This is a genomic window from Pukyongiella litopenaei, from assembly GCF_003008555.2.
Classification (GTDB): domain Bacteria; phylum Pseudomonadota; class Alphaproteobacteria; order Rhodobacterales; family Rhodobacteraceae; genus Pukyongiella; species Pukyongiella litopenaei.
Map to the genome: position 1 here is coordinate 2,869,693 of NZ_CP027665.1, position 12,711 is coordinate 2,882,403.

The 12,711-nt window shown below is 68.5% G+C and carries 8 protein-coding genes and 1 riboswitch; of the genes, 6 read left to right on the plus strand and 2 right to left on the minus strand.

The window, feature by feature from the left end:
• Window positions 1-84: 84 nt before the first annotated feature.
• Window positions 85-205: riboswitch (TPP riboswitch) on the minus strand.
• Between the two features lie 195 nt (window positions 206-400).
• From glyS to glmM, 6 genes are all read left to right on the plus strand, one after another.
• Window positions 401-2,668, plus strand: a complete 2,268-nt coding sequence (glyS, locus tag C6Y53_RS14235) for a glycine--tRNA ligase subunit beta (RefSeq protein WP_106473030.1) — start codon at window positions 401-403, stop codon at window positions 2,666-2,668.
• A gap of 89 nt (window positions 2,669-2,757) precedes the next feature.
• The gene (locus tag C6Y53_RS14240; protein WP_106473031.1) at window positions 2,758-5,352 is read left to right on the plus strand and encodes a putative PEP-binding protein; all 2,595 of its coding nucleotides are present in this window, start codon (window positions 2,758-2,760) and stop codon (window positions 5,350-5,352) included.
• A 176-nt stretch (window positions 5,353-5,528) separates the two neighbouring features.
• A complete protein-coding gene (locus tag C6Y53_RS14245) occupies window positions 5,529-6,227 on the plus strand; it encodes a cell wall hydrolase (protein ID WP_244614845.1) in 699 nt (232 codons plus the stop codon).
• Between the two features lie 157 nt (window positions 6,228-6,384).
• The gene (locus C6Y53_RS14250; RefSeq protein ID WP_106473032.1) at window positions 6,385-7,323 is read left to right on the plus strand and encodes a dihydroneopterin aldolase; all 939 of its coding nucleotides are present in this window, start codon (window positions 6,385-6,387) and stop codon (window positions 7,321-7,323) included.
• Window positions 7,320-8,336 (plus strand): dihydropteroate synthase, encoded by a 1,017-nt coding sequence (gene folP / locus C6Y53_RS14255; protein ID WP_106473033.1) that lies wholly within the window; start codon window positions 7,320-7,322, stop codon window positions 8,334-8,336. Before C6Y53_RS14250 ends, folP begins: the two co-directional genes overlap by 4 nt.
• Window positions 8,329-9,675, plus strand: a complete 1,347-nt coding sequence (gene glmM, locus C6Y53_RS14260; protein ID WP_106473034.1) for a phosphoglucosamine mutase — start codon at window positions 8,329-8,331, stop codon at window positions 9,673-9,675. Before folP ends, glmM begins: the two co-directional genes overlap by 8 nt.
• Window positions 9,676-9,678: 3 nt before the next feature.
• Here glmM and rimO read toward each other — a convergent pair whose 3' ends face one another.
• Together rimO and C6Y53_RS14270 are read right to left on the minus strand one after the other, a co-directional pair.
• Window positions 9,679-11,067 (minus strand): 30S ribosomal protein S12 methylthiotransferase RimO, encoded by a 1,389-nt coding sequence (gene rimO, locus C6Y53_RS14265; RefSeq protein ID WP_106473035.1) that lies wholly within the window; start codon window positions 11,065-11,067, stop codon window positions 9,679-9,681.
• A 137-nt stretch (window positions 11,068-11,204) separates the two neighbouring features.
• Window positions 11,205-12,701 carry a phosphomannomutase/phosphoglucomutase gene (locus C6Y53_RS14270; RefSeq protein ID WP_106473036.1) on the minus strand — a complete coding sequence of 499 codons (1,497 nt, stop codon included), beginning with the start codon at window positions 12,699-12,701 and terminating at the stop codon, window positions 11,205-11,207.
• Window positions 12,702-12,711: the final 10 nt, after the last annotated feature.

The window sequence follows — 12,711 nt, forward strand, 5'->3', positions numbered from 1 at the left end:
AAGGGACCGGATCAACCCCGGCGCGACATGCGCCGACGATTGCCTGCGGTCCGAAAGGACCGCCCTCGCCATACAGAGGTTCGCGGGGATACCCTTCGGTCTTCCTACGCCAGCATCAACTGGGTCAGGTTCAAAGGGTCGCGTCACCGGGGTTTCCCCCTGTCAGCCTCTCAGTCCCCTTGGCGGGACTCCCCTGACGTTGGTTGCTATATTCAGGCCCGCCCCGGCGGTGTCAATCGGGAAACGCCGGATAGCGCCACAAACCGGACAACGCCCCGCGCCTGGTTCGCGCGGTTCGTCCTGTTCGCCCATTTCGCTCAGTGGCGCCGGCCGCATTCCCGGTTGACCTCGCCAACACCATCGTCATACAGGCCAACGTCAATTTCTGAAGGTGGCCGCGATGCCCGATCTGCTGATCGAACTCTTTTCCGAAGAGATCCCCGCCCGCATGCAGGCGCGCGCCGGCGAGGACCTGAAGAAGCGCATGACCGACGGGCTGGTCGAGGCAGGTCTGACCTATGCGGGGGCCGCCGCCTTTGCCACGCCCCGCCGCCTGACGCTGACGGTGCAGGGGCTGCCCACCGAAAGCCCGACCATCCGCGAAGAGCGCAAAGGCCCCCGGGTCGGCGCACCTGACAAGGCCGTCGACGGGTTCCTGCGCGGCGCCGGCATCCCGCGCGAGGCGCTGGAACAACGCGACACCCCCAAGGGCGCGGTCTGGTTCGCCACGGTCGAAAAACCGGGGCACGCGGCCGAACAGATCGTGGCCGAGGTGCTCGAAACCGTGATCCGCGGCTTTCCCTGGCCCAAATCGATGCGCTGGGGCGACGGCAGCCTGCGCTGGGTGCGGCCGCTGCAATCGATCCTGTGCATCCTGACCGATGAAAGCGGCGCCCGCGTCGTGCCGATGGAGGTCGGGGGCATCGCGGCGGGCGACAGCACCGAAGGCCATCGTTTCATGGCGCCGGGGCGGTTTTCCGTCACCTCGTTCGAGGATTACGAGACCAGGCTGCGCGCGGCCAGGGTGATCCTGTCATCCGAGACCCGCGCCGAACAGATCCGCGCCGAGGCCGGGAACCTCGCCTTTGCCGCGGGCATGGAACTGGTCGAGGATGCCGGGCTGCTGGCCGAGGTGGCCGGGCTGGTGGAATGGCCGGTCGTGCTGATGGGCGACATTGCCGAAGATTTCCTGTCGCTGCCGCCCGAGGTGCTGCAGACCTCGATGCGCGAACACCAGAAGTTCTTTTCCCTGCGCAACCCGAAAACCGGGCGGATCGAGAAATTCATCACCGTCGCCAACCGCGAAACCGCCGACAATGGCGCGACCATCCTGTCGGGGAACCGCAAGGTGCTGTTCGCGCGGCTGTCGGATGCGAAATTCTTCTGGGAAAACGATCTCCGCGTGGCCGGGACGGGCGGCCAGGCCTGGCTCGACGCGCTGGAAAACGTGACCTTCCACAACAGGTTGGGCAGCCAGGGCGACCGCATCCGCCGCATCGCCGCGCTGGCGCGGGAACTGGCCCCCGCCTGCGGCGCCGATCCCGACATGGCCGAGCGCGCCGCGCGCTGGGCCAAGGCCGACCTGAGCAGCGAAATGGTCTATGAATTCCCCGAATTGCAGGGGCTGATGGGCCGGTATTATGCCGGCCATGCCGGCCACCCGGCCGAGGTCGCCGCCGCCGCGCAGGATCACTATTCGCCGCTCGGCCCCTCCGATACCGTGCCCACGGCGCCGGTTTCGGTGGCCGTGGCTCTGGCCGACAAGCTCGATACGCTGACCGGGTTCTGGGCCATCGACGAGAAACCCACCGGGAGCAAGGACCCCTTCGCCCTGCGCCGCGCCGCGCTGGGGGTCATTCGGTTGGTGCTGGAGAATGATCTAAAGCTACCGCTATTGGGTTGGTTGACTGCTCGCATTGCCGTTTTTCTGGGGTATGATGAAAGCCATGTGCATGAGTTGAACAGAATACTCGTTGAATATTCTGACATTCTGAGGCTTGACGAAAGCGGCAGTTTCTCTGCGCCGAACCAAGAACTGATGGAGAGACTTGCCGCTCTGCTGCAAATTGATCGAGAGGCGCGGAGGGACGAGATCCTTGCCGCCGGGCGGGTGATCTACGACCAGTTGAATAACGCTCGTGGAATAGGACGACATCTCCTCGCCTTCCTCCACGACCGCCTCAAGGTCTTCCTCCGCGACGAAGGCATCCGCCATGACATCATCGACGCCTGCATCTCGATGCCGGGTAGCGACGATCTGAACCTGCTGGTCAAACGCGCCCGCGCGTTGCAGGCGGTGCTGGGCACCGAGGACGGGGAAAACCTGGTGCAGGGGTTCAAACGCACCAACCTCCTCAACCAGGCAAAAGAAAAGTATGGGGACGACTACTCGCTTGGCGCGGATGTGAAACTGGCCGAAACCGACAGCGAAACCGCGCTGTTCGCGGCGCTGGACGAGGCCGAGGCCCGGATCGCGCCCGCGCTGGAAGCCGAGGACTTCCCCGCCGCGATGGCCGCCATGGCCGCGCTGCGCGCACCGATCGACGCGTTTTTCAAGGATGTGCAGGTCATGTCCGACAACGATGAGGTGCGCCGCAACCGGCTGAGGTTGCTGCACCGGATTCGCGCGACCTGTGCGCAGGTGGCCGATCTGACCCGCATCGAGTAGGGCGCGGGTGGCCGCCGCGCGCCGGGATAGCTGCCCCGATACTTGCCCCGATACTTGCTCCGACGCTTGCACGGGCGCAATTCGCGCTTATGCTGCACGGCAACCCAAAGGATGCCGCAGTGCAGAATGATCCGAATGTCACGCTGATCACCGCCACCGCGCCGGTGGCCACCACCACCCATGGCGGGCGGGCCAAATGCCTCCAGCGGCTGGTGCGGCTGGACCTGCCGGTGCCGCGCACGGTGGCGCTGTGTTTCGACACGGTCAAGGCGATCGCCGCGGGTGGGATGCCCGACCTCTCGGCCATCCTGGGCCAGTTCGACGACCGCGCGCTGCTATGCGTGCGCCCGTCATCGGAAGATCCCGACTGGGGCGGCCCCGGCGCGGTGATGAGCATCGGCATGTCCGACGGCGCCCATGCGGCGCTGAGCGACAGTCTCGGCCCGGCGGCGGCCACCGCGCTCTACCTGCGCTTCGTGCAATCCTATGCGACCCATGTGGCGCGGCTCGACCCGGATGAATTCGAACATATCGACGGGACCGGCCCCGAGGCGCTGGCCGCGGCGCTGGATGCCTACGAGGACGAGGCGGACGAACCGTTCCCGCAGGATCGCGGCGAACAGCTCGCCGGTGTGCTGCGGTCGATGGCGCGGGCCTGGGACGGCACCTCGGCGCGGCTGCTGCGCCAGGCCAAGGGCGCGCCCGCCGAGGCCGGGCTGGGCCTCGTCGTGCAGGAGATGATCCCCGGCGTCGGGCCGGGCGAATGCGGATCGGGCGTGATCCAGCTGGTCAACACGGTGACCGGTGACAAGCAGGTCACCGGGCGCTACCTGCGTCAGAGCCAGGGCCGCGAGGCGCTGGGCGATGGCTCGGGATCGCTCTATCTGGCGTCTGACAGCCGCGGGACCGCGTTGCAGGATGTCGCGCCCGAGGCCTTCGGGGCGCTGCGCGACCATGCGGCGCTGATGCGGCGGCAGCTGCGCGCCGAGATGCAGGTCGAGTTCGTCATTGCCAACGGCCAGGTGCATATCCTCGACGGGATGCGGGTGCCACGCTCGCCGCGCGCAGCGGTCAAGATCGCGGTGCGCCTGGCCGAAGAGGGCATCATCCCCCGGCAGGAGGCGCTGCTGCGCGTCGAGCCGCACGGGCTGAACGAGTTGCTGCACCGGCAGGTCGACCCCGAGGCGGAACGCGACCTGCTGGCCACCGGCATCGCCGCCAGCCCCGGCGCTGCCACCGGGCGGATCGTGTTTACCTCGGCCGATGCGCAGGCCAGCGCCGCGCGCGGCGAGGCCTGCGTGCTGGTGCGCCGCGAAACCTCGCCCGAGGATGTGCGCGGGATGCATGCCGCCGCCGCGGTGCTGACCGAAAAGGGCGGCATGACCAGCCACGCGGCGGTGATCGGCAGGGGGCTGGGGCTGCCCTGCATCGTCGGCGTGTCGGACCTGCGGTTCCAGACCCGCAAGAAACAGATCACCGCACCGGACGGGCGCATCCTGCGCGAAGGCGATCTGGTCACCATCGACGGAACGTCCGGGCAGGTGCTGGCGGGCGAGCCGGCGATGCTCGAGGCGGCGCTGGACGACAGTTTCCGCACCCTGATGGGCTGGGCCGACGCCGAACGCGACATCGGCATCCGCGCCAATGCCGACACGCCGGCGGACGCGCAGACCGCGCGCAATTTCGACGCCCAGGGGATCGGGCTGTGCCGGACCGAGCACATGTTCTTTGAAACCGGGCGGCTCACGGTGATGCGCGAGATGATCTTTGCCCAGACGCCCGCGGGCCGGGCGGCGGTGCTGGAACGGCTGCTGCCGATGCAGCGCGCCGACTTCGTGCAGCTGTTCCGCATCATGGAGGGCCAGCCGGTCTGCATCCGCCTGTTCGACCCGCCGCTGCACGAGTTCCTGCCCACCAACCGGGCGGGCCAGCGCGACCTGGCGGATGCGCTGAACCTGCCGGTGTCCGATGTCACCCGCCGGGCCGACGCGATGGTGGAATACAACCCGATGCTGGGGATGCGCGGGGTGCGACTGGGCGTGACCGTGCCCGAGATCTACGACATGCAGGCCCGCGCCATTTTCGAGGCGGCGATCGAGGCCAGTCGCGACGGGGCCTCGGTGGTGCCCGAAATCATGATCCCGCTCGTTTCGGCCCGCCGCGAGGTGGAACTGGTCAAGGCCCGGATCGACGCGGTGGCCGTCGCCGTGCGCGCCGAGGCGGGCCGCGATTTCGATTATCGGCTGGGGGTGATGGTCGAAACCCCCCGCGCCGCGTTGCGCGCCGCCGAGATCGCGCCGCATTGCGCGTTCCTGTCCTTCGGCACCAACGACCTGACCCAGATGACCTATGGGCTGTCGCGCGACGATGCCGGGCGGTTCATGTCGGCCTATGTCCAGAAAGGCGTGTTCCCCGAGGATCCGTTCCACGTTCTCGACACGGACGGGGTGGGCGAGCTGCTGCGGCTCGGCGTCGAACGCGGCCGCGGCGCGCATCCGGGAATCACCCTGTCCGTCTGCGGCGAACATGGCGGAAACCCCGAATCGATCGCGTTCTGCCGGGCCGCCGGGTTCGACTATGTCTCCTGTTCTCCATTCCGGGTGCCGGTGGCGCGACTGGCTGCCGCACAGCTGGCCATCCGCCACAAGATCGGCGACAGCTCGGCCGACAGCCCCAATATCTAGAGAGATTCGGGGCCGCTTCGGACCTTTCCCCCTGAATTTTCAGGCAATTTCCTGCCGTTTCCCGCCGGGTTCCGGCCCTCGGGTGGACCTTTTGGGGCCCGTGGGATAACCGACCCCGGCGCCGTGCACCGGGGGGAGTTCGGCGCCGAGCTGGTCCGGACCTGGGGATTGGGAACATGATGAGACGATTTTTGGGCGCCTTCGCGCTGATTTGTGCTGCCGCACTGCCTGTAACCACGACTGCGGAAACCACACGCGAGGACCGCGTTGGACGCGATGGGATTCAGCCCAGGGTCGAACGCAAGGTGATCCGGTCCAACCCGGTGGCCGAGGCGGTCACCGTGGACGAAACCGGCGCGGTGACGCGCCGCGAGACCAATCCGCTGCGCGCGCTGCTGGGCGGCGGGGCGCAGGAAGCGCCGGCACCGGCCCCCGGCCCGGTCACCTATTCGACCGCATGGCTGGATGCCCAGCCCAGGGCCGCCGGTGACGACAACTGGAAATGCCTGTCCGAGGCGCTCTATTTCGAGGCGCGCGGCGAAACCGTGAAGGGCCAGTTCGCGGTGGCCGAGGTGATCATGAACCGGGTGGCGTCGAACAGCTATCCGAATTCGCTCTGCGGCGTGATCCGCCAGGGCACCGGCAAGAAATTCCAGTGCCAGTTCACCTATACCTGTGACGGGCACAAGGAAGTGATCCGCGAAAAGAAGGCGTTCGAACGCGTGGCCAAGGTCGCGCGCGCGGTGATCGACGGTGCCGTCGAGGATCTGACCGCCGGGGCGACGCATTATCACACCTCAGCGGTTCGTCCGCGCTGGTCGCGGACATTCACCCGCACCGCCCAGATCGGCGTGCACATGTTCTATCGCCACTGACCCCGTGGCCACCGGCCGCGCATGAACCGGCGCCCGGGCGGCGGTTCCGCCCGATCCGGCCGCTGCATTCCATGACCTGTGGCACGGTGGGGCCGGGCCTGTTACAAGGGCGGCACGCGCTGGATGGCGCGGCACCGATGCCCAGGAACACGGGGACATGAGCACCGAGATCCGCCTAGCCTTTGCGCACCCGTCCGAACGGTCCCATGCAACCGCGCCGCGCGGTCCGCTCGACCGGATTTCGCTGCGCGATCATATCGTCGAGGTCGAGATCGGCGCCTTTCAGGCCGAGCGCGGCACCACCCAGCGGGTCTGTTTCAACATCGTCGTCGAGGTCGAGCCGGTCCTCGACCCCATCGACGACGACGTGGATCGCATTCTGTCCTACGACCGGGTGACCGAGGCGATCGCCCATGAACTGGCCGCCGAGCGCCTGAACCTGCTGGAAACGCTGGCCGAGCGCATCGCCGAACGGATCCTGTCGGAACCGCAGGCGGTGCGGGCCTTTGTCCGCATCGAGAAACTCGACCGCGGCCCCGGTGCGCTGGGGGTGGAGATCGTGCGCACGCGCGGGCAGGTCAGCGAACATCCCGGCGCGCCGGTGGATGACGACCGCCCCCATCCGCGGCTGGTCTATCTCTCGAACGCGGCCATCGCCGCGCCGCATCTGCCGGGATGGATCGACCAGTTGCAGGCCCGTGCGCGGCCGCTGATCCTGTGCGTGGGCGCGCCCGATCAGCCGGCGCCACGATCGGGACATGCCCTGACCCAGCGCCGCATCGACCTGCTGGCCATCGAACAGAACGCCTGGGTGCTGGCGGCGCGCGATCCCCGCTGCGTGGTGGTATCGACCCGGACCGAACTGGACTGGGCCATGAAGAACGGTCAGATCAGCGTCTGGGCGCCGTCCAAGATCGTGCTGGACGCGGTCGACGGGCCATCGGCGCACCCGTCCGACGCGGTGGCGCTGGCGGCTTGGTTCGCGGGGCAGTTCGAGGCCGGCGAGATGCTGGTGATCGGGGCCGACCTGCCGGCAGATGCCGCCGCCGCGCAGGTGCCGCTGCGGGGTGTTCCCGCCGACCGCACCACGCTGTGAGCCCGTATTTCCGCCCCTTGCCGCAGCATAGCGCGGCGCGCCCCGATACGGCGCGCCCGCTTGCGGGCGGGCCGCTCTGGTTCACCCATGCCGAGATGCTGTCGCGCGATGCGCCGCCCCGCGTCGTGGCCGCCGGCGACATTCCCGCGCCGGTTCTGGACCGCCTGGTTGCGCCGCGCGCGCCGGTTGCGGGGCTCGATCTGTCCCGGCCCCGGATCATGGGCATCCTGAACACGACGCCGGACAGTTTTTCGGATGGCGGACAGCACCTGGCGCCCGATGCGGCGCGGGCGGCGGCGACCGCGATGGTGGGGGCCGGGGCCGACATGATCGACGTGGGCGGTGAATCCACCCGGCCAGGCGCCGTGACCGTGCCCGAGGCAGAGGAGATCCGCCGCACCGCGCCGGTGATCGCCGCGCTGCGCGATCAAAGCGCGGTGCCGGTCTCGATCGACACGCGCAAGGCGGCGGTGGCCGAGGCCGCGCTCGATGCCGGTGCGGGGCTGGTCAACGACGTGGCGGGCCTGACCCACGATCCCGACCTCGCGCCGCTCTGCGCGTCGCGCGGGGTTCCGGTCTGCGTGATGCACGCACAGGGCGATCCGGCCACGATGCAGGACGCGCCCGTCTATGAGGACGTGCTGCTGGATGTCTACGACTATCTTGCCGGGCGCATCGCCGCGCTGGACCGCCAGGGGATCCCGCGTGAACGTATCCTGATCGATCCCGGCGTCGGGTTCGGCAAGACCAGGGCGCATAATCTGGCGCTGCTGGCGGGGCTGGCGCTGTTTCACGGGCTCGGCTGCGGCATCCTGCTGGGCGTGTCGCGCAAGCGGTTCATCGGCGATATCGGTGGCGCCCCGGACCCGCGGGCCCGCGCGCCGGGGTCGATCGCGGTTGGGCTTGCGGCTCTGGCGCAGGGCGTGCAAATGATTCGGGTGCATGACGTGGCCGAAACCGCGCAGGCGTTGCGTCTGTGGCGGGCGGCAAGGGACGGGAGAACAGATGCGTAAACTCTTTGGGACCGACGGGGTGCGCGGCACCGCCAACACGCCGCCGATGACCGCCGACATGGCGCTGCGGCTCGGCGCCGCCGTCGGCCGCTATTTCCGGCGCGAGGCCGGCGGGGTCCACCGCGTGGTGATCGGCAAGGACACCCGGCTGTCGGGCTACATGTTCGAAAACGCGCTGACCGCGGGGCTGACCTCGACCGGGATGAACGTGCTGTTGCTCGGCCCGGTGCCGACCCCCGCCGTGGGCATGATGACGCGGACCATGCGCGCCGATCTGGGCGTGATGATCTCGGCCAGCCACAACCCGGCGCAGGACAATGGCATCAAGTTCTTCGGCCCTGACGGGTTCAAGCTGTCGGACGAGGCCGAGGCCGAGATCGAGGCGCTGGTGGCCAGCGGCGTGGACCCGGCGCAGGCCAAGCATATCGGCCGGGCGAAACGGATCGACGACGCGCGGTTCCGCTATGGCGAACGGGTCAAGGCATCGCTGCCGCGCGACCTGCGGCTGGACGGGCTGAAGGTGGTGCTGGATTGCGCCAACGGCGCCGCCCATCGCACCGCGCCGGAGGTGCTGTGGGAACTGGGCGCCGAGGTGATCGCGATCGGCGCGTCGCCGGACGGGCACAACATCAACCAGGGCTGCGGATCGACCCATCCCGACGCGGCGGCGGCGGCGGTCGTGGCCCATGGCGCGGATGCGGGGATCGCGCTCGACGGGGACGCGGACCGGGTCGTGGTGATCGACGAGACCGGCAAGGTGGCCGATGGCGACCAGATCCTGGCGCTGCTGGCGGCGCGGATGGCGGCAACCGGCACCCTGACCGGCGGTGCGCTGGTGGCGACCGTGATGTCCAATCTCGGCCTGGAGCGGCACCTGCAGGGGCAGGGGCTGCGGCTGGAACGCACGGCGGTGGGCGACCGCTATGTCGTCGAACGGATGCGCGAGGGCGGGTTCAACCTGGGCGGCGAGCAATCGGGCCATATCGTGATGACCGACCACGCCACCACCGGCGACGGGCTGATGGCCGGCCTGCATGTGCTGGCCGAGATGCAGCGCGCGGGGCAGCGGGCCAGCGAGTTGTGCCACCGGTTCGACCCGGTGCCGCAACTGTTGCAGAACGTGCGCTACACCGCCGGGCAGACGCCGCTGGAGATGCCGCCCGTGCGCGACGCGATCGCGGGCGCCGAGGCCGCGCTGCAGGGGCAGGGGCGGCTGCTGATCCGCAAATCGGGCACCGAACCGCTGATCCGGGTGATGGCCGAATGCGAGGATGAGACGCTGTTGCGCGACACCGTGGCCGGCGTGGTGTCGGCGGTGGAGACCGCGGTGGCGGGCTGAGGTTCAGACGATCCGGCCCCACAGGTCGTAATCGCCGGCCTCGTCCACCTCGACGGTGACGATATCGCCGGGTTTCAGCGTCTCGTGGCCGTCGTCGATGAACAGGTTGCCGTCGATCTCGGGCGCATCGGCCATGGTGCGGCAGGTGGCGGCGTCGGCGTCCACCTCGTCGACGATCGCCTGACAGGTGGTGCCCACCCTGGCCGCCAGCTTCGCCGCCGAGATGTCCTGGGCCTTGGCCATGAAACGGTCCCACCGGTCCTGTTTGACCTCATCGGGCACATGATCGGGCAGCGTGTTCGACCGCGCGCCGTCCACGTTTTCGTATTTGAAACAGCCGACCCGGTCCAGCTGCGCCTCGTCCAGCCAGTCCAGCAGGGTCTGGAACTCCGCCTCGGTTTCGCCGGGATAGCCGACGATGAAGGTCGAGCGCAGGGTCAGGTCGGGGCAGGTGGCGCGCCAGGCGGCGATCTCGTCCAGCGTTTTCGCCGCCGCCGCCGGGCGGGCCATGCGTTTCAGCGTATCGGGATGCGCGTGCTGGAACGGAATGTCGAGATAGGGCAGCAACCTGTTGTCGGGGTCGGCCATCAACGGGATCAGGTTGCGGACATGGGGGTAGGGGTAGACATAATGCAGCCGCACCCAGGCCCCCAGCCGCCCCAGTTCGCGGGACAGGTCGGTGATGTGGCTGCGGATTTCGCCGCCCTTCCAGGGGTGCAGGTCGTGTTTGCGGTCCAGCCCGTAGGCCGATGTGTCCTGGCTGATCACCAGGAGTTCGCGCACGCCGCTTTCAACCAGCTTTTCCGCCTCGCGCAACACCGCGTGGGCGGGGCGGCTGGCCAGTTTTCCGCGCATCGCCGGGATGATGCAGAACCGGCACTTGTGATTGCAGCCCTCCGAGATCTTCAGATAGCTGAAATGGCGCGGGGTCAGCCGGACGCCCGAGGCCGGCAGAAGGTCGACGAACGGGTCCGGGTCGGGCGGCACCGCGCCATGCACGGCATCGAGCACCTGTTCATACTGGTGCGGGCCGGTCACGGCGAGAATGCGCGGGTGATGGGTGCGGATGTAATCGGGTTCGGCGCCCAAGCACCCGGTCACGATCACCTTGCCGTTCTCGGTCAGCGCCTCTCCGATGGCATCGAGGCTCTCGGCCTTGGCGCTGTCGAGAAAGCCGCAGGTGTTCACGATCACCGCGTCGGCCCCGGCGTAATCGGGCGAGATCCCGTAGCCTTCGGCGCGCAGCCGGGTCAGGATGCGTTCGCTGTCGACCAGCGCCTTGGGGCAGCCGAGGCTGACCATGCCGATGGTGGGCTGGCCCCGGCGCGGCCTGTCGGAGACGCGGGCGGCGGGGGCGAGGTCGGGGCGCAGGTCGGGCGGGTTCGTGCTCATCGTCCGCCATATAGGGGGGACGGGCCTTGGGCGCAAAGGGTTTGCGCGGCGCCCGGCGCGCCGCCGTCGCGCTGGCCCCGGCCGCCGGAGCCTCCGGCGGGGATATTTTCGGCAAGAGGAAGGCGCGCGCGCCCCGCTCAGATCGTCTGGTCGTAGTCGCCCACCGCGGGTTCGGTCCGGATCACCGCGTCGAGATCGGCAAAGATGGCGCGCATCTCTGTCTCGCTTTCGGGGCTTTCGCAGACCACCACCAGGTTCGGGGTGTTGGAGGAGGCGCGCACCAGGCCCCATGCGCCATTGTCGAGGATGACGCGGGCGCCGTTCACGGTGATCACCTGCGCGATCGGCCGGCCGGCCAGCGTGCCGCCATCCGTGGCCATCGCCGACAGCCTGTCCACGATCCTGTCGAGGACGGCGTATTTCTCGGTATCGGCGCAATGGGGCGACATGGTGGGGGTCGACCAGGTGCGCGGCAGGGCGCGGCGCAGGTCGGACATGGACTGGCCGGGGTTGCGGTCCATCAGCTTGCAGATTTCGACCGCGACCCGCATCCCGCAATCATAGCCACGCCCGATCGGCTCAGCGAGGAAGTAGTGGCCCGATTTCTCGAACCCGGCCAGCGCGCCGATTTCCTTGACCCGGCGCTTCATGTAGCTGTGGCCGGTTTTCCAGTAATCCGCCTTGATGCCGTTTTCCTTCAGCGCCGGGTCCGATGCGAACAGCCCGGTGGATTTCACATCGGCCACGAAAGTCGACCCCGGATAGAGCCGACCCAGATCGCGGGCCATGATCACGCCGACCTTGTCGGCAAAAATCTCTTCGCCCTCATCGTCCACGACGCCGCAACGGTCGCCATCGCCGTCGAAGCCCAGCGCCAGGTCGGCGCCGCTGGCTTTGACGCTGGCGGCCATGTCATGCAGCATTTCCATCGCTTCGGGGTTCGGGTTGTAGTTCGGAAACCCGTAATCGAGCCGGTTATGCGACGGCACCACCGTTACCCCGATCCGTTCGAGCAGCTCGGGAGCAAAGGCGCCCGCGGTGCCGTTGCCGGTGGCGCAGACTACCTTGAGCGGGCGGGTCATGCGGAAATCGCCGGCGAGATCGTCCAGGTAGGCCTCGCGCAGGCCGGGGACGAATTCGTAGCCGCCGCCGGGATGGGGCCGGCCCCGGCCCTGCAGGACGATGTCGCGCAGTTCGGCCATTTCGTCCGGGCCATGGGTCAGCGGGCGTTCGAACCCCATCTTCACCCCGGTCCAGCCATTGGGGTTGTGGCTGGCGGTGACCATCGCCACAGCAGGCACGTCGAGATGGAACTGGGCGAAATAGGCCATCGGAGACAGTGCCGGTCCGATGTCCTTGACGCGGATGCCGGCCTCGATCAGCCCGAGGATCAGCGCCTGTTTGATCGCCAGCGAATAGTCGCGATAGTCGTTGCCGACCGCGATCACCGGCTCGATCCCGCGGGCGCGGATCTGGGTGCCCAGGCCCAGCCCCAGCGCGGTCATGCCGGGCAAGTTGATGTCGTCGGGGTATTTCCAGCGGGCATCGTATTCGCGGAAACCGGTGGGCGCGATCATCGGGTCGCGCAGGAATTCCCAGGTGTTCTGATGCACCTCGGGCAAGGGTCTGGTCATGTCAAAAGTC

Coding starts and splice junctions, on each gene's coding strand:
- glmM (WP_106473034.1), top strand. CDS start 8,329: ATGCGTAAACTCTTTGGGACCGACGGGGTGCGCGGCACCGCCAACACG.
- rimO (WP_106473035.1), bottom strand. CDS start 11,067: ATGAGCACGAACCCGCCCGACCTGCGCCCCGACCTCGCCCCCGCCGCC.
- C6Y53_RS14250 (WP_106473032.1), top strand. CDS start 6,385: ATGAGCACCGAGATCCGCCTAGCCTTTGCGCACCCGTCCGAACGGTCC.
- C6Y53_RS14270 (WP_106473036.1), bottom strand. CDS start 12,701: ATGACCAGACCCTTGCCCGAGGTGCATCAGAACACCTGGGAATTCCTG.
- C6Y53_RS14240 (WP_106473031.1), top strand. CDS start 2,758: ATGCTGCACGGCAACCCAAAGGATGCCGCAGTGCAGAATGATCCGAAT.
- glyS (WP_106473030.1), top strand. CDS start 401: ATGCCCGATCTGCTGATCGAACTCTTTTCCGAAGAGATCCCCGCCCGC.
- C6Y53_RS14245 (WP_244614845.1), top strand. CDS start 5,529: ATGATGAGACGATTTTTGGGCGCCTTCGCGCTGATTTGTGCTGCCGCA.